Source organism: Streptomyces incanus, assembly GCF_042656345.1.
GTDB lineage: Bacteria > Actinomycetota > Actinomycetes > Streptomycetales > Streptomycetaceae > Streptomyces > Streptomyces incanus.
In genome coordinates this window covers 97,063-114,108 of record NZ_JBHSPC010000047.1, presented here as the reverse complement: position 1 = coordinate 114,108, position 17,046 = coordinate 97,063, and the positions used below count along the sequence as shown (strand labels likewise).

Below are 17,046 nucleotides of genomic sequence, written 5' to 3'. Positions count from 1 at the left end.
TACCGTGTGACCATGCCGACGGAATCATCCCAGGCAGCCGGCCGGGCCCGCCCCGTATCGGGAGTCCTGCTGCTGTGCCGCGCGGAGCCCGGACCCGTCGTCCCCGCCGCCCGAATGCTGCACGAACGCATGCTGCTCGCCCGAGCCGGCGAGGGGTGGAGCGTGCTCGTCCCCGGGGGCGGGCCCTGGCGGTCCGGCACGGACCCGGTGGACCGGGTGGTCAACGGCTGGGCCATCGCGCTCACCGTCGGCGTCTCCTGGCCGGTGCTGGCCCTGTGGTGGGACGGAGAGCGGGCCGGGTTCACGTTCGCCGCCGGCTTCCGCCGCCCGGTCGGTTATGTGTGGCTGGCCGACGGCACACCGGCCGGCAGGGAGAAGGCCATGCGCATCTTCGCGGGCCGGCTCGGCCTCGACCCGGTCCTGGACACGCAGGCCCTGGAAGAGCTGACCAAGCCCGATTCCGCCGCCGACGCCTCCGCGCGGCTGAGCGGAGTACTCGCCGTCCTCACTCGCGCGGGCGTATCCCTGCCCCCGGGACTCGTCCCCGGTGAGAACGCCGACAAACTGCTCGAAGCCGTCCGGCTCCAGCCGGACACCCGCCGGATCGAGGCGGACGGGGGCGGAGAGAAGAGCGGGAGCGGCGAGAAGAGCGGGAGCGGCGAGAAGAGCGCGACGGGCGGGCGCGAGCGCAGGGGCCGGGCCCAGGATCAGAAGCAGCGGAGGGAGGACGAAGCGAGGGAGACGGACCGACCGGAGGGCACCATCGGCGCCGGGCCCCCCGGGCTGTGGCCCTCCCGCGCGGGCGGCCCGTCGTCCGTACCCGCCCTGGCCCTCGCCCAGATGGCCGCGGGCCTGCCGCTGGCCGTCTGGGGCCTACGGCACCACAGCGGCGGCTGGGTCGTCGCGGGAACGCTCCTGCTGGCCCACGGCGCCCTCACGCTGGCGAGCCACGCCCTCACCCACCCGTGCGACTGAACCCGCGCGGCGAGGCACGCGCGAGGGGCGTGCCTGCCCCCGCGGGAGGTCGGCCCGGCCAGCCGGTCCTACTCCTCGTCCTCGTCGTCGTCCAGCCGGGCCAGCCATGTCGCCAGGCGCTCCACCGGCACCTCGAAGTCGGGGTTGAGGTCGACGAACGTCCGCAACTGCTCGGCGAGCCACTCGAAGGTGACCTCCTCCTCGCCGCGCCGCTTCTCCAGTTCCTCGATGCCACGGTCCGTGAAGTACATGAGGACAAGAATATGCGTGCGCCGAACCGCGCCGAACCGCGAAAACGTGACCGGGCCGCACCCCCGGAGTGGGGGTGCGGCCCGGTCACGTACGACCCGTGACGGCGTCGCTCAGAAGCCCGTCGGGCGGAAGCCCGTCAGGCCTCGAACACCTCACGCACCAGCTGCTCCTGCTCGGCCTGGTGCCGCTTCGCGGAACCGACGGCCGGCGACGAGCCGTGCGGGCGCGAGATGCGGCGCAGACGCTCGCCGTGCGGGACGTCGGCGCCGACCGCCAGGTCGAGGTGGTCGATCAGGTTGAGCGCGATGAACGGCCAGGCACCCTGGTTCGCCGGCTCCTCCTGGGCCCACAGGTACTTCTCGGCGTTCGGGTACTTCTTGATCTCCGCCTGGAGCTCGGTACCCGGCAGCGGGTACAGGCGCTCGATGCGGAGGATGGCCGTGTCCGTCACGCCGCGCTTCTTCCGCTCGGCCTCGAGGTCGTAGTAGACCTTGCCGGCGCAGAAGACGACCTTCTTGACCGCGGCCGGGTCGACCGAGTCGTCGCCGATGACCGGGCGGAACTGGCCCGTGGTGAACTCCTCCGCCTTCGAGGCCGCGGCCTTCAGGCGCAGCATCGACTTCGGGGTGAAGACGACCAGCGGCTTGTGGTGCGGGTTGTGCACCTGCCACCGCAGGAGGTGGAAGTAGTTCGACGGGAGGGTCGGCATCGCGACCGTCATGTTGTTCTGTGCGCAGAGCTGCAGGAACCGCTCCGGGCGGGCCGAGGAGTGGTCCGGGCCCTGGCCCTCGTAGCCGTGCGGCAGGAGCAGGGTCACCCCGGAGGTCTGGGCCCACTTCTGCTCGGCCGACGAGATGAACTCGTCCACGACCGTCTGCGCGCCGTTGACGAAGTCGCCGAACTGCGCCTCCCACATCACCAGCGCGTCGGGGCGGGCCAGCGAGTAGCCGTACTCGAAGCCCATCGCCGCGTACTCGGAGAGTAGGGAGTTGTAGACGTTGTACCGCGACTGGTCCTCGGAGAGGTACAGCAGCGGCGTGAACTCGTCGCCCGTCTCACGGTCGATGACGACCGCGTGGCGCTGGCCGAAGGTGCCACGCTGCGTGTCCTGGCCGGACAGCCGGACGGGGACACCCTCCAGGAGCAGCGAGCCGACCGCGAGGGTCTCGCCCATGCCCCAGTCGATCGTGCCGTCCTCGACCATCGCCGCCCGGCGCTGCAGCTGCGGCAGCAGACGCGGGTGGATGGTGACGTGGTCGGGGATGTTGACCTGCGACTCGGCGATCCGCTTGACGACCTCCGAGGTGACCGCCGTCTCGACGGCCACCGGGAACTGGGCCTGCGGCTCCGAGGGCTCCGCGGCCGTCGGCTGGGACGCCGCCTCGCGGACCTCGGTGAAGACCTTCTCCAGCTGGCCCTGGTAGTCCTGCAGCGCCTGCTCGGCCTCTTCCAGGGTGATGTCGCCGCGACCGATGAGGGACTCGGTGTACAGCTTGCGCACCGAGCGCTTCTTGTCGATCAGGTCGTACATCAGCGGCTGGGTGAACGCCGGGTTGTCCGACTCGTTGTGACCGCGGCGGCGGTAGCAGATGAGGTCGATCACCACGTCCTTGTTGAACGCCTGGCGGAACTCGAAGGCCAGCCGCGCGACGCGGACCACGGCCTCCGGGTCGTCGCCGTTCACGTGGAAGATCGGGGCCTCGATCATGCGGGCCACGTCCGTCGCGTACATCGACGAGCGCGAGGACTCGGGCGCGGCGGTGAAGCCGACCTGGTTGTTGATGACGACGTGGACGGTGCCGCCGGTGCGGTAGCCGCGCAGCTGCGACATGTTCAGGGTCTCGGCCACCACGCCCTGGCCCGCGAAGGCCGCGTCGCCGTGGATCGCCACCGGCAGGACGGTGAAGTCCGTGCCGCCCTTGTTGATGATGTCCTGCTTGGCGCGCGCGACGCCCTCCAGGACCGGGTCCACCGCCTCCAGGTGGGAGGGGTTGGCGACCAGGGCGACCTTGATCTGATCGCCGTCGAGACCGGTGAAGGTGCCCTCGGCGCCCAGGTGGTACTTCACGTCGCCGGAGCCGTGCATCGACTTCGGGTCGAGGTTGCCCTCGAACTCGCGGAAGATCTGCGCGTACGACTTGCCCACGACGTTGGCCAGCACGTTCAGCCGGCCGCGGTGGGCCATGCCGATGACGACCTCGTCGAGACGGGACTCGGCGGCCGAGTCCAGCACGGCGTCGAGCAGCGGGATGACGGACTCGCCGCCCTCCAGGGAGAAGCGCTTCTGGCCGACGTACTTGGTCTGCAGGAAGGTCTCGAAGGCCTCCGCCGCGTTCAGCCGGCGCAGGATGCGCAGCTGCTCCTCGCGCTCCAGGCTGGAGTGCGAGCGCTCCACCCGGTCCTGGATCCACTTGCGCTGCTTCGGGTCCTGGATGTGCATGAACTCGATGCCGGTGGTGCGGCAGTACGAGTCGCGGAGCACACCGAGGATGTCGCGCAGCTTCATCAGGGTCTTGCCCGAGAAACCGCCGACCGCGAACTCGCGCTCCAGGTCCCACAGGGTGAGCCCGTGCTCGGTGATGTCCAGGTCGGGGTGCTTGCGCTGGCGGTACTCCAGCGGGTCGGTGTCGGCCATGACGTGGCCGCGGACCCGGTAGGAGTGGATCAGCTCGAAGACGCGGGCGGCCTTGGTGACGTCGTCGTCGTGGGACGCGTCGATGTCCTTGAGCCAGCGGACCGGCTCGTAGGGGATGCGCAGCGCCTCGAAGATCTCGTCGTAGAAGCCGTTCTCGCCGAGCAGCAGGTTCGCCACGGCGCGCAGGAACTCGCCGGAGGCGGCCCCCTGGATCACCCGGTGGTCGTAGGTCGACGTGAGCGTCATGACCTTCGAGATGCCGAGCTTGTTGAGGGTGTCCTGGCTGGTGCCCTGGAACTCGGCCGGGTAGTCCATGGAGCCGACGCCCAGGATGACCGACTGGTTCTGCATCAGGCGGGGCACGGAGTGGACGGTGCCCAGGCCGCCGGGGTTGGTCAGCGAGACGGTGACGCCGGTGAAGTCGTTCATCGTCAGCTTGTTGTCGCGGGCGCGACGGACGATGTCCTCGTAGGCCTGCCAGAACTCGAAGAAGTTCAGCGTCTCGGCCTTCTCGATGCCCGCGACGACCAGCTGGCGGTCGCCGTTCGGCTTGACCAGGTCGATGGCGAGGCCGAACTTGATGTGCTCCGGCTTCACCAGGGTGGGCTTGCCGTCCACCTTCGCGTAGTGCCAGTTCATCGACGGCATCGCCTTGATGGCCTGGACCATCGCGTAGCCGATGAGGTGCGTGAAGGAGATCTTCCCGCCGCGGGCACGCTTGAGGTGGTTGTTGATGACGATGCGGTTGTCGAACAGGAGCTTCACCGGGAGCGCGCGCACGGACGTGGCCGTGGGCACCTCCAGGGAGGCGTCCATGTTCTTCGCGACGGCGGCGGACGGGCCGCGCAGCGTCACCTGCTCGATGCCGGGCTTGACCCCGTCGGCGGGCTGCGCCTTGGGGGCCTGGGACTTCGCGGTGGCCGGCTTGGCGGGGGCCGGAGCGGCCTTCGCCGGAGCGGGCACCGGGGCCTTCGCGGCCGGCTGGGCAGCCGGCGGTGCGGCGGCGGGCTGCGGGGCGGCGGGCGCGGGCGTGGCGGCGGGCCGGGCCGGAGTGGCCGGCGCGGCCGTCGTCGTGCCAGCGGTCCCCGTCGCCGCGTTGCTCACCGGAGCCGAGGCCTGGGGGGCGCCCGGCTTGTAGTCGGCGAAGAAGTCCCACCAGGCCCGGTCGACCGAGTTCGGGTCCTGGAGGTACTGCTGGTAGATCTCGTCGACGAGCCATTCGTTGGCACCGAAGGCCGCGGCAGGGTTCTTGCCCGCGTGATCGGTGTCGGTCGAGATGCTCGAGTTACTGGGGGACTGTGGCGACACGGCGTCAACCGCCCTCTTCCGCTTCACAAGATGATGGACAGCGGAAATTAAGGCTACGCCTCCTTGACCAAGAAGGTCAGGCCGGGCCCGTTCAACGTCGTGCAAGTCACATCTCGGAGGGTGTTTCGGCGCGGGAAATGGCGGGAAACAACCGTGGTTCCGCGCTGTCGGGGCGCATCGGGAACGGGTCGGTCGCGACCCGGCGCACTCGCTCCACGGGCCTGTGTCCGAATCTGCGCCTGATCACACGTGCCCATCAGCGCGAACGTGTATGGATCTTGCGGCTCCGCTGGGCACCTTACGTCAACCTGACGAGGGAGAGACTCCCGGAAGAGTGATAAGAATTCGGCAGCCCCGCTCGGATTCGGCCACTCCGATCCGCCCGCCGTGGAGATCGACGGCCCAGCGGGCGATCGCCAGGCCGAGACCGGTGCCCCCGTCGCTGCCCGGACCGTGCGGCTGGTTGACGCTGCCGCGGTTGAACCGCTCGAAGACGCGGTGCCACTCGGTCCGCGGAATGCCGGGCCCCTCGTCCAGGATCTCCAGCTGGAGCGAGTCCTGCTGCGGGCCGGGTCGTGCCTTGACCGTCACCCGGCCGTGCGGCGGACTGTGCTTGACCGCGTTGTCGATGAGGTTGGCGACGACCTGGTGGATGCGCTCCGGGTCGACGTACGCGGTGAGCTCCGATGGCGAGACGTCGAGGCTCAGGTGGACGTCCGTGCGCGTGTGGCCGCCGGAACCGGTGGTCATGCCCGCGCGCGCGGAGGCGACCATGTTGGCCTCCTTGAGCACGCCGGAGAGGTACGGCCACACCTCGAACCGCTGCCGCCGCAGCGGGACGACCCCGTTGTCCAGGCGGGACAGGTCGAGGAGCGTCTCCACGAGACGCCCCAACCGCTCGGTCTGCTTCAGCGCGGTGCGCATGGTCTCGGGGTCGGCCTCGGTGACGCCGTCGACGATGTTCTCCAGCACCGCGCGCAGACCCGCGATGGGGGTGCGCAGCTCGTGCGAGACGTTGGCCACCAGCTCCTTGCGCTGATGGTCCTGGGCCTCCAGCTCGTCGGCCATGACATTGATGGTCTGGGCCAGGTCGCCCAGCTCGTCCCGGCGGTTCTCGCGCACCCGGCGGGTGTAGTCGCCGTGCGAGATGGACCGGGCCACCGCGTTCATGTCGTCCAGCGGCGCGGTGAGGGAGTGCGCCACGAACTGAGTGATGAGCAGGGTGGCGATCGTCGAGAAGATCGTGATGAAGCGCAGCTCCGTCTTGGTGTGCACCGCGATCATCGACAGCCCGGTGGTGATCAGCACCGAGACGACGACCAGCGCACCCAGTTTGGTCTTGATGGAGAACGGGCGGACGCCGCCCCAGGAACCGGGATTCCCGGGGCCTCTCCGTGCGGCCGGCCCGTCGCTCATGGCGCCGGCGTCTCCAGGGCGTAGCCCACGCCGTGCACGGTACGGATGCGCTCGGCGCCGATCTTCCGGCGCAGCGCCTTGATGTGGCTGTCGACGGTCCGGGTGCCGGAGGCGTCCGCCCAGTCCCAGACCTCGGCCAGCAGCTGCTCCCGGGAGAGCACCGCGCGGGGCGTGTTCGCCAGGCACACCAGGAGGTCGAACTCGGTGGGCGTCAGATGGACGTCCTCGCCGCGCACCCGCACCCTGCGCTGCGCGTGGTCGAGCTCCAGTTCCCCCAGGCGCAGGATGCCGCTGCGCGGGGTGGAGGCCGCCAGGGCCGCCCGCTCCATGCGGCGCAGCAGCACATGCACGCGTGCCGCGAGTTCCCGCATGGAGAACGGCTTGGTCATGTAGTCGTCGGCGCCGACGCCCAGCCCGACCAGCATGTCGGTCTCGTCGTCGCGCGCGGTCAGCATCATCACCGGCACCGGCCGCTGGGCCTGCACGCGCCGGCAGACCTCCAGACCGTCGAAGCCCGGCAGCATGATGTCGAGGATCAGCAGGTCGGGCTGCCAGGCCTCCGCCGTGTCGACGGCGGACGGACCGTCGCCCGCCGTCTGCACCAGGAATCCCTCGGCACGAAGGCGGGTCGCGATGGCGTCCACGATCGTCGCGTCGTCCTCGACCACCAGGACCCGGCGTTGTGCGCCCGGAGTGGTCGCCGCCGTCCCGTTGTGGGAGGTGTGTGTCTGCTCCATCGCCCGCCCCTGAAGTGTGCTTTCCGGAACCCGTGGGGTGAATCCGTTTCTGCGCATGACTGCGATTGACGCTTGAATGATCCGCGTCCGTGCAGCAGCGTACGGGGAGTCATCGCGGCTTTGCTATCCAGGGCGGACGCCGAGGTGCACGACGTCCGGAACGCCCCGGGCAACGGGGATCTCTTCGGTACGCACCTGTTGGAACCCGGCATTCCGCAAGGTTCCCTCGAAATCCGTGGACGGCTGGGCGGACCACACCGCGAGTACTCCGCCGGGGGTCAACACCCTTGCGCAGTCCCGGAGTCCGGTGGGGGAATAGAGTCCGCCATTGCCCTCGGTGACGGTCCAGTCGGGGCCGTTGTCGATGTCGAGACACAGCGCGTCGAACGTGTCGGACGTCTCATGGACGTACGTCACCAGATCGGCCTCGACGATCTTCGCGCGGGGGTCGGCGAGAGCGCGCTCGGAGAGTTCGGCCAGGGGGCCCGCGCGGTGCCAGTCGATGACGGCGGGTTCGCGCTCCACCACCGTGATGCGGCCCCAGCGGGGTGCGGCGGCGGCGTGCGCGAGGGAGAAGCCGACGCCGAGTCCGCCGATGAGGACGTGCGGGTCCTGCCGCGGACCGTGCCCCGCGTGGGTGTCGGCGGCATCGAGCGCGGCCAGGGCGGCGTCGACCAGCCGGCGCTCCGAGCGGCCGTCGGAGGTGTCCATGAGGAAGCAGCCGTTCGCGATGATCTGCAGCAGGCTGCCGTGCCGACGGAGCACCACCTCCCCGTACGGGCCCTCGCGGCGGTCCAGGACTTCGGGAATGTCGTAGGGGGTGGACATACGTTCATCTTGGCAGCACTCCCCGTACGGCGGGACGCCTCCCGCCGTTCCGGTCGTCCCGAGCGGCGCCCGGCGGTCCCCGGCGGCCCCGGGAGCTCCCCCTCACTCCCCGGCCGTCGGATGATCGCTGAGGGCGAACGCAGAAGGACGCGCCCCGGGAACAATCAAGGACTCAGGAGCATTGAGCCGATGTAGCTCAACTTGACTGCCGAAGGGGAGATCATGGCTGCTGAGTCCACACCGTTCGCCCTGCCCGTGCTGCCGCTCGACGACGAGGTCGTGCTGCCCGGAATGGTGGTCCCACTGGACCTGAGTGATTCCGAGGTGCGCGCCGCGGTGGAGGCCGCCCAGGCCGCCGCCACGTCGGAGCCCGGGAAGCCCAGGGTCCTGCTGGTGCCACGCATCGACGGGACCTACGCCGGCACCGGCGTCCTGGGCACGGTCGAGCAGGTCGGCAGGCTGGCCGACGGCGACCCGGGCGCCCTGATCCGGGGCCGGGACCGGGTGCGGATCGGCGCCGGGACGACCGGGCCGGGTGCCGCGCTGTGGGTGGAGGGCACCCGGGTCGACGAGACCGTGCCGGAGCGTTCCCCGAGTTCTCCACTCCGTTCGGACAAGGGAGACCCCTATCCCGGCCAGGTGGTCGAGCTGGTCACCGAGTACAAGGCGCTCGCCACCGCCTGGCTGCGCAAGCGCGGCGCCTGGCAGGTCGTCGACCGCGTCCAGGCCATCGACGACGTCTCCGCCCTCGCCGACAACTCCGGTTACTCACCGTTCCTGTCCACCGCACAGAAGCTGGCCCTGCTGGAGACCGCCGACCCGGTGGCCCGGCTGAAGCTCGCCACCCAGCAGCTGCGCGACCACCTCGCCGAGCAGGACGTCGCCGAGTCCATCGCCAAGGACGTCCAGGACGGCGTCGACAAACAGCAGCGCGAGTTCCTGCTGCGCCGCCAGCTGGAAGCCGTCCGCAAGGAACTGCGCGAGCTGAACGGCGAACAGGACGGCGAGGAATCCGACGACTACCGGAGCCGCGTCGAGGCCGCCGACCTGCCGGAGAAGGTGCGCGAGGCCGCGCTCAAGGAGGTCGACAAGCTGGAGCGCTCCTCCGACCAGTCCCCCGAGGGATCGTGGATCCGCACCTGGCTCGACACGGTCCTGGAGATGCCGTGGAACGAGCGCACCGAGGACGCGTACGACATCCAGGGCGCCCAGGCCGTGCTCGACGCCGAGCACGCCGGCCTCCAGGACGTGAAGGAGCGCATCACCGAGTACCTGGCGGTGCGCAAGCGGCGCGCCGAGCGCGGGCTCGGGGTCGTCGGCGGCCGCCGCGGCGGTGCCGTGCTCGCCCTCGTCGGCCCGCCCGGCGTCGGCAAGACGAGCCTCGGCGAGTCCGTCGCCCACGCGATGGGCCGCAGGTTCGTCCGGGTCGCCCTCGGCGGCGTCCGCGACGAGGCCGAGATCCGCGGCCACCGGCGTACGTACGTCGGCGCGCTGCCCGGCCGGATCGTGCGGGCCGTCAAGGAGGCCGGGTCGATGAACCCGGTGGTGCTGCTCGACGAGATCGACAAGGTGGGGTCGGACTTCCGGGGCGACCCGTCCGCAGCCCTCCTCGAAGTGCTGGACCCGGCGCAGAACCACACCTTCCGCGACCACTACCTGGAGGTCGAACTGGACCTCTCGGACGTCGTCTTCCTCGCCACCGCCAACGTCCTGGAGGCCATCCCGGAGGCGCTGGCGGACCGGATGGAGATCGTCCGCCTGGACGGCTACACCGAGGACGAGAAGGTCGTCATCGCGCGCGACCACCTGCTCCCGCGCCAGCTGGAGCGCGCCGGGCTCGCCACCGACGAGGTCGCCCTCGACGAGGGCGCGCTGCGCAAGCTGGCCGGCGAGTACACGCGCGAGGCGGGCGTCCGCACCCTGGAGCGGTCCATCGCGCGGCTGCTGCGCAAGGTCGCGGCCCAGCACGAACTGGGCGAGCGGGCGTTGCCGTTCACCGTCAGGGACAGTGATCTGCGCGGTCTGATCGGACGGCCGCACCACGTGCCCGAGTCCGCCCAGGAACCGGCCGAGCGCCGCACCGCCGTCCCCGGTGTCGCCACCGGGCTCGCGGTGACCGGCGCCGGCGGTGACGTCCTCTATGTGGAGGCGTCCCTGGCCGACCCGGAGACGGGCGCCGCCGGACTGACTCTGACCGGCCAGCTGGGCGATGTGATGAAGGAGTCGGCGCAGATCGCGCTGAGCTTCCTGCGGTCCCACGGCGCCGAACTGGAGCTTCCGGTCGGCGACCTGAAGGAGCGGGGCGCGCACATCCACTTCCCGGCGGGCGCGGTGCCCAAGGACGGCCCGAGCGCCGGCGTCACGATGACCACCGCCCTGGCCTCGCTGCTCTCCGGGCGCCTGGTCCGTACGGACGTGGCGATGACCGGTGAGGTCTCGCTGACCGGCCGGGTGCTGCCGATCGGCGGGGTGAAGCAGAAGCTGCTCGCGGCGCACCGGGCGGGAATCACCACCGTGATCATCCCCAAGCGCAACGAGTCCGACCTGGACGACGTCCCCGTCGAGGTGCTGGACGGACTCGACGTCCACGCCGTGACCGACGTCCGCCAGGTCCTGGAGCTGGCGCTCTCGCCGGCGACGAACGGCGCGGCGCCGGAGGTTCCGGTGGCGGTGTGACGGCGTCACCGGATGGGCGGCGGTCAGGATCCCGTGAGGGAGGTCCGGGCCGCCGCCGCGCGGCACCGGGGCCGGGGGCTCGGGCCGGCGACGTCAGCCGACGGCCAGGGCCCGCACCTGGTCGACGGTGCCGCTGAAGAGGTCGTGGTCCCCGACCACCGGGCCGGTGGAGGGGTACTGCCACATCGTGGAGTACGCCCGGCCCGCGGGCAGCTCGCCCACGGTCGCGGCGTACCGGGCGACCCACAGCGGGCTGGTGGTGCCGAACCCGGCGTGGTTCCCGGTGCACTGCTGCCACCAGCTGGTCGCCGTGCAGATCACGGCGTCGCGGCCGGTGCGTGCCCGGTACCGGCCCAGGCAGTCACGGATCCAGCTCGCCATCGCGCTCTGCGACGTGCCGTAACAAACGTCTCCGTAGGGGGTCCACTCGATGTCGAGCACGCCCGGCAGCGTCCCGCCGTCGGGCGACCAGGCGCCGCCGCGGTCGACGAAGTAGTCGGCCCGGGCGGCGCCGCTCGCGCTGTCGGGGGCCGCGAAGTGGTACGCGCCGCGGATCACGCCGGTGCTGTACGCGCCGTTGTACTGCTGCGTGGAGGAGGGGTTGCTGTGCACGTCCCCTCCGTGGCCTTCGCACAGGCCCCCTTGACCCCGTTGCCCCACAGGGCCGGCCAGGCCATGTCGCCCTGGTGGCCGGAGACGTCGACGCCCTCGGTGCGGGTGGCGCGGCGGGTGGGTGTGCCGACGCCGACGCCGTCATGGGCGGCGACGCCCCCGCGCATGTGGGCGGAACCGCGCGGCGGGACGTCGGACGGGCCCCCGGCCGTCCCGGCCGCGGGAGTCGTACAGGGGAGGGAGAGGACCGCCGCGACGGCCGTGAACGCGCGGTGACGGGTGAAACCGGATCTGCGCACGGGCATGCCGGATCTCCGGGGGTACTCGGTGGGGGAACCCAGGGGAAGCAGGAACGCGACGCATATGAACCGCGACGCATATGAACCGCGACGCGGGACAGGCCACGGGCAAGGTGCCGGGGACCAGACGCCGCCGTCGGGCCACGCCTGCGAAATACTTGCGGAGCCCCAGTGGCGTCGCCACTGGGCGGGAACATGGACGACCGGTGAAACCGAGGCAGGGACTGACGTGCACGAAGGCGGAAACAGCGGCGGCGAGGACACCTCGTCCCAGGTGCCCGACAGCGGTGTGGACCAGCCCGGATTTCTCGCCTTGGAACGGGAGTTGACGGTTCTGCTGCGCCGCGCCAGGGCCAGCCAGGGCGAGATGTCCCGCGCGGTCCACTCGGACCTGGAGCCGTCCGCGTACGGGCTGCTCGTCCGTCTGGACGAGTGCGGCAAGCAGCGGGCCACCGAACTCGCCGCCTTCATCGGCGTCGGCAAGGCGACCATGTCGCGCCAGCTGCACGCGCTGGAGGAACTCGGTCTCGTCACCCGCGAACCGGACCCCGCCGACGGCCGCGCCTGGCTGGTCGACCTCACCCTGGAGGGCCGGAGCCGGATGAGCAGGGTCCGCGAGGCCCGCCGCGCGCGCTACGCCCGCGGCCTCGCCGACTGGGACCCCGACGAGGTCACGGAACTCGCGCGGCTGCTGCACCAGCTGAACCAGGGGATGGAGAAGTAGCGGAGCGCGGTTCGCGGTACCCGCTCACCGGAGCGGGCGGTGGTGGGGGGCCTTGCGAGCGTCCGGGGCGGACGGGCGGCCTGTGGGATTGGAGGCGCGGCGGCGCGCCGTCGAGGCGCCGGTCGACACCGGCTCGTTCCGGTACCGCAATGGGGCCTCCTCCACCGGCGGCGTGACCAGGCCGGACGGTGTCGAGTACGTCCCGACGATCCGGGGGCCGGGCTCGGTCACCGACGCCGAGCCGGGCCGAGCCGCCGAGGAAGGCACGGCGCTGCTCGGCTTCGACGAGCCCGACCATCCGGGCCGGGCCCCACGCCCCCCGGACAGGCCCTGGGACTGCGGCCCCGACCGGAGTCCACCGGTCCTGGGCGGCCGGCGGGAAACCGGGCTCAGAACTCCACGTACACGACCGTCGCGTCGTCGTGCGTCTTGCTCCGGCCGAGGATCACCCGGTCCGTGTCCGCCCGCTCCAGGGCCCGGACGCGGTCCACCAGCGTCTGCGGCCCCTCCTTGCGGACGAGGGCGAGACAGTCCGCCCAGTCGCCCTCGCGGAACCTCTCCACCCAGCGGGTGGCCCCGTCCGTCAGCGCGGCCAGGGCGCGCACCTCGGCGCGCGGCAGCGTCCCGGTGACCGCGCGCGCCGCGACCGACGGATCGGCGGACGCGGTGAAGAAGCCGCCCTCCCTGTTGCGCAGGGTGGAGTCCACCAGCGCGTCCGTGGCCAGTGCCGAGCGGGGCAGCCGGGCCAGCCGGTCGTCCAGCAGCGCGGTGACCGTCCCGCCCGGCGACTCGACGAGCAGGGCCGAGTCGGAAAGGACCAGGTACTCGACCGACTCCGGTGACCAGCGCGCCAGCACCACCGTCGCCTGGGGCGTGCGGGGGTGAGAAAGGTCACAGGTTTCCGCGTGTGCCTCGGCGGTACGGGACACGGCCCGGGACAGCAGGTCCGCCAGGGGGACATCCTGGAGGGAAACGGTCAGTTCGGCCAGCGCCCCGCCGAGGCGCGCGGTGAACCAGGGGACCGAATGCCGGCACCCCGTGCCGTCCCGTGGTGGCGTGACCCCGTCCAGCACGACCAGTGAACCGCCCTGCCCGGAGGCCGGAAGCCCGATACTCGCGAAGTCCTCATTGGGGCGGGCCGCGTCACCGGGCTCCGAGACAAGTTCCGTACGCATCCGGCCAGTCTGCACGACCCCTCCACAAGGGCTCCCGAAGGCCCCCACCGTTCGCCCCGTACCGGCCGCCGTGCAGGTCAGGCGCCGCGTTTGGGCGGGATTGCAGCGCTCCGGAAGCGCGTGGCGGCGCATCCTGCCACCGGCCGCCGCAGACGTCCAACCGGCTTGCGGCGATGGGCTGCTGCGGGAGACCGCGCGACTTGCCCCCCAACTCACCTCCGATGTTCACTCCTTCGAGTGGCGGGTCAGGTGATGCGCGTGCGGTGCCCAGGGGCACTGGGAGGGTCGGGGAGCGACGGGGGCGTCTCGCTGCCCGAGCGTGACCGGCCGTCCGCCAGGGCGTACGCCCTCGACACGGGCAGGGCGTAGACGCCTGTTGGCGGAACGTCACCCCGACCCACGGGTACACGAGTCAGGAATGCGAGCACCGGTGCAGAAGACGCGGCCTCGTCGCACAGGCAAGCAGACGCCCCCCGAGGGGGACGCTGAGCAGAAGCCCGCCGTCGGTCGGGGCCGCCCCACCCACGTGCGCAACCGGCTCATCGTGGCCGTCGCGGTCGTGGCCGCGGCGATCGCCGGCGCCGGGGCGCCCTCCCTGCTCACCGCCTCCGGGCAGCTGAGCGACTCCCAGAACCTGGTGACCCGGGCCGAGCAGACCCAGGACGCCCTCGCCCTCGCGCACTCGCTCGCCGACGAACGGGACGACGTCACGTCCTACGTCGCGGCCGGCCGCCCCGAGGCCAAGGCGCCCACCGAGCAGCACAGCACCCGCGTCGACCGGCAGGTCGAGGAACTGCGCGCCGACGCCGGCACCCCGGCCGCGATGCGCGCCGACCTCGACGCCATCGCCGCCCTGCGCCGGGCCGCGCTCACCGGCAAGAGCAGCGCGCTCGAGGCGCACCAGGCGTACTCCACCGCCATCACCCAACTGCACCGGCTCGCCGAGCAGCTCGCGGAGGAGACCCCGCCCCGGGCCGGCTCCGGCTCCTACGCGCTCGCCGACCTGGACACCGCCGTCCAGCAGGCTGCCGCCACCCGCGGGCTGCTGCTCGCCGCGCTCAACGTGCCGAGCACCACCCAGACCGTGATCGACCCCCTGACCGGTCTGCCCGTCACGTCCACCTCCACGTCGGACGCCGACGCCGAGCGGCGCGACGCGCTGACCGCGGCCGCCCTCCAGGCCCGCGTGCGCTCCGACGCCGCGCTCGCCGACTTCCGCGAGACGGCACCCAAGGCCACCCGCGCCTCGTACGACTCCACGGTCACCGGCCCCGAGGTCGACGCCGCCGAGAAGTACCTCAAGGACCTCACCGACGAGCCGACCCTCTCCGACGAGGAACTCGCCACCAGCTCCAAGAAGCTGGCGGCCGCGCTCACCGCCCGCATCGAGGCGATGCGCGGAGTGGAGTCCGCCCTCTTCGACCAGCGCACCAAGGACCTCGCCCAACTGCGCGACGACGACGTCACCGCGCTCGAGATCCGCGTCGCCCTCCTCGGCGCCCTCATCCTGCTCACGGTCGGCGTCGCCACCGCCATGGCCCGCACCCTCACCCGTCCGCTGTCCGTGCTGCGCCGCGGTTCCGCCCGGCTCGCCGGCGCCGAGAACCCCAGCGGCGAGGAACCGGTCGCGTTCACCGGGCGCAACGACGAGTTCGCCCAGGTCGTCCGCTCCGTCAACGCCCTGCACGCGCACGCCGCACAGCTCACCGGGCGGATCGCCACGCTGGAGGCCGACCGCAAGCACCTTGTCGCGCAGCGGCAGCGGATGGCCGACGCCCGCGAGGAGCTGCGCACCCAGGTCACCGAGTCCACCGCCCACCTGGAGCAGCTGCGCAGCAGCATCGGCGGCACCTTCGTCAGTCTGGCGCTGCGCACCCTCGGCCTGGTCGAACGGCAACTCGGCGTCATCGAGAGCCTGGAGGAGCGCGAGGACGACCCGGACCGCCTGGCCACCCTGTTCAAGCTCGACCACTTCGCCACGGTGATGCGCCGGCACAGCGAGAACCTCCTCGTCCTCGCCGGCACCGAACACGTCCAGCACTCGGCGGGCCCGGTGCCGCTCGTCGACGTCGTCCGGGCCGCGGTCAGCGAGATCGAGCGCTACGAGCGGGTCCGCATCGCCGCGCTGCCGCCGCACGCGCACATCGCCGGGTTCGCCGCCGACGACCTCAGCCATCTGCTCGCCGAACTCCTGGAGAACGCCACCTCGTTCTGCCCGCCCGACCTGCCCGTCGAGGTCTCCGGCTGGCTCCTCGAGAGCGGCGAGGTCATGCTCTCCGTACAGGACGAGGGCATCGGCATGACCGGGGAGCGGCTGGAGCGGCTCAACGCCCGCCTGTCCGACTTCGACCCGGAGGCGCCCTACGAGCAGGAGGGCGAGGACGGCCTCGGGCTCGGCCTGTACGTCGTCGCCCGGCTCGCCCAGCGGCACGGGGTACGGGTGCGGCTGCGGGAGCAGAAGCAGGGCGGTGTCGCCGCGGTCGTGGTCCTGCCCATGCCCCTGCTGGCCGCCGCCGCCCCGGGCGCCGTACCGGCCTCCGGTCCCGTCACCGACGGTTCACCCCGTGTCTCCCTGCCCGGCGTGGACGCCGAGGCCAATTCCAACGTCCTGCACGGCCGCACGGAGGGTGGCGACCCGCTGGTCGCCCTGGCGGAACAGGCGGTACGGCGACAGGAGGAGCCCGCGGCGGAGGAGTCCGCCGCGGACGAGCACCTGGACGAGCCCGCCGGGGAGCGGTCCGCGGAGCCCGTGACGGACGACGCCACGGAGCCGGCGCCCTCCCGGGCCACCTCCGAGACCATTTCCGTGACAACCCCTGGGACCGCCTCTGCGACGGCTGACGCGGCCGAAGCCGTCGACGGCACCGCCGAGGGCCTGGACGCGACGCACGAACGGCCCGCCGAGACCACCATGGAGCTGCTGATCCCGGCGCCCGCGCAGGCGGCCGACGAGCAGCCCGTACGGCCCGCCTCGGCCGGGACCGCCACGCCTGCCGGTACCGCCGGGACCCCCGGCGCCGACACCCCGGCCGCCCACCCCGGCCACCCGGTGGACGACGCTCCCGCGGCCGTCGACCTCACGGCCGACCCGCCGGCCGCGGCCGGCCCCGCTCCCGTTCCCGCCGCCCGGCCGGAGCCCACGCCGGACCCCGAGTCCCAGCCCGCGCCCGTGCTGCCGACCAGGCCCGCACCGGCACCGGCACCCGTGCGCGCCCCCGCCCCCGCCCCCGTCGCCGAGCACACGCGCGTGCCCGACGGCCCGGAGGCGGAGCGAGCGGCGCAGTCGGAACCGGAGCCGGAGGCCCCGGAACCGGTCACCGCCAAGGGGTTGCCCAAGCGCACACCGAAGATCACCACACCCGTCGAGGCACCCCGGCAGCGCAGCGGCTCGGTGGACGCCGACGCCCTG

General features: G+C 72.1%; 10 protein-coding genes and 1 pseudogene. 4 read left to right on the top strand and 7 right to left on the bottom strand.

Features of this window, described 5'->3' with window-relative positions; all coding sequences use genetic code 11:
- Positions 1-12 precede the first annotated feature (12 nt).
- Positions 13-975 carry a hypothetical protein gene (locus ACFP2V_RS18445; protein ID WP_381213133.1) on the top strand — a complete coding sequence of 321 codons (963 nt, stop codon included), beginning with the start codon at positions 13-15 and terminating at the stop codon, positions 973-975.
- Positions 976-1,043: 68 nt separating this feature from the next.
- Here ACFP2V_RS18445 and ACFP2V_RS18440 read toward each other — a convergent pair whose 3' ends face one another.
- The 5 genes from ACFP2V_RS18440 to ACFP2V_RS18420 form a co-directional block, all read right to left on the bottom strand.
- Complete coding sequence (locus ACFP2V_RS18440) at positions 1,044-1,226, bottom strand: DUF6104 family protein (RefSeq protein ID WP_018571400.1); 183 nt, start codon at positions 1,224-1,226, stop codon at positions 1,044-1,046.
- A gap of 137 nt (positions 1,227-1,363) precedes the next feature.
- The gene (locus ACFP2V_RS18435; protein ID WP_381213130.1) at positions 1,364-5,170 is read right to left on the bottom strand and encodes a multifunctional oxoglutarate decarboxylase/oxoglutarate dehydrogenase thiamine pyrophosphate-binding subunit/dihydrolipoyllysine-residue succinyltransferase subunit; all 3,807 of its coding nucleotides are present in this window, start codon (positions 5,168-5,170) and stop codon (positions 1,364-1,366) included.
- A gap of 303 nt (positions 5,171-5,473) precedes the next feature.
- Complete coding sequence (locus ACFP2V_RS18430; protein ID WP_381213128.1) at positions 5,474-6,586, bottom strand: HAMP domain-containing sensor histidine kinase; 1,113 nt, start codon at positions 6,584-6,586, stop codon at positions 5,474-5,476.
- Entirely contained in the window at positions 6,583-7,323 is a 741-nt protein-coding gene (locus ACFP2V_RS18425; RefSeq protein WP_381213125.1) for a response regulator transcription factor, read from the bottom strand. The genes ACFP2V_RS18430 and ACFP2V_RS18425 overlap by 4 nt, the downstream gene beginning before the upstream one ends.
- A gap of 123 nt (positions 7,324-7,446) precedes the next feature.
- Entirely contained in the window at positions 7,447-8,151 is a 705-nt protein-coding gene (locus ACFP2V_RS18420; protein WP_381213123.1) for a spermine/spermidine synthase domain-containing protein, read from the bottom strand.
- Positions 8,152-8,373: 222 nt separating this feature from the next.
- Between ACFP2V_RS18420 and lon the strand changes: the two genes are divergently transcribed.
- Positions 8,374-10,827 carry an endopeptidase La gene (gene lon, locus ACFP2V_RS18415; protein WP_381213120.1) on the top strand — a complete coding sequence of 818 codons (2,454 nt, stop codon included), beginning with the start codon at positions 8,374-8,376 and terminating at the stop codon, positions 10,825-10,827.
- 93 nt (positions 10,828-10,920) lie between these two features.
- Here the strand turns inward: lon and ACFP2V_RS18410 are convergent.
- Positions 10,921-11,744 (bottom strand): annotated as a pseudogene (locus tag ACFP2V_RS18410) (GH25 family lysozyme).
- Between the two features lie 223 nt (positions 11,745-11,967).
- Between ACFP2V_RS18410 and ACFP2V_RS18405 the strand changes: the two are divergent.
- Complete coding sequence (locus tag ACFP2V_RS18405) at positions 11,968-12,462, top strand: MarR family winged helix-turn-helix transcriptional regulator (protein WP_381213117.1); 495 nt, start codon at positions 11,968-11,970, stop codon at positions 12,460-12,462.
- A gap of 389 nt (positions 12,463-12,851) precedes the next feature.
- On the opposite strand, the gene ACFP2V_RS18400 is transcribed toward ACFP2V_RS18405, so the two are convergent.
- Positions 12,852-13,637, bottom strand: a complete 786-nt coding sequence (locus tag ACFP2V_RS18400; protein WP_381213114.1) for a protein phosphatase 2C domain-containing protein — start codon at positions 13,635-13,637, stop codon at positions 12,852-12,854.
- A gap of 430 nt (positions 13,638-14,067) precedes the next feature.
- Here ACFP2V_RS18400 and ACFP2V_RS18395 point away from each other — a divergent pair.
- A partial coding sequence (locus tag ACFP2V_RS18395) for a nitrate- and nitrite sensing domain-containing protein (RefSeq protein WP_381213111.1) occupies positions 14,068-17,046 on the top strand: 2,979 nt, incomplete at its 3' end.

Excerpts from the sequence above, each read along its gene's own strand:
- ACFP2V_RS18445 (WP_381213133.1), top strand. The coding sequence starts at position 13 with ATGCCGACGGAATCATCCCAGGCAGCCGGCCGGGCCCGCCCCGTATCG.
- lon (WP_381213120.1), top strand. The coding sequence starts at position 8,374 with ATGGCTGCTGAGTCCACACCGTTCGCCCTGCCCGTGCTGCCGCTCGAC.
- ACFP2V_RS18420 (WP_381213123.1), bottom strand. The coding sequence starts at position 8,151 with ATGTCCACCCCCTACGACATTCCCGAAGTCCTGGACCGCCGCGAGGGC.
- ACFP2V_RS18430 (WP_381213128.1), bottom strand. The coding sequence starts at position 6,586 with ATGAGCGACGGGCCGGCCGCACGGAGAGGCCCCGGGAATCCCGGTTCC.
- ACFP2V_RS18400 (WP_381213114.1), bottom strand. The coding sequence starts at position 13,637 with ATGCGTACGGAACTTGTCTCGGAGCCCGGTGACGCGGCCCGCCCCAAT.
- ACFP2V_RS18425 (WP_381213125.1), bottom strand. The coding sequence starts at position 7,323 with ATGGAGCAGACACACACCTCCCACAACGGGACGGCGGCGACCACTCCG.
- ACFP2V_RS18440 (WP_018571400.1), bottom strand. The coding sequence starts at position 1,226 with ATGTACTTCACGGACCGTGGCATCGAGGAACTGGAGAAGCGGCGCGGC.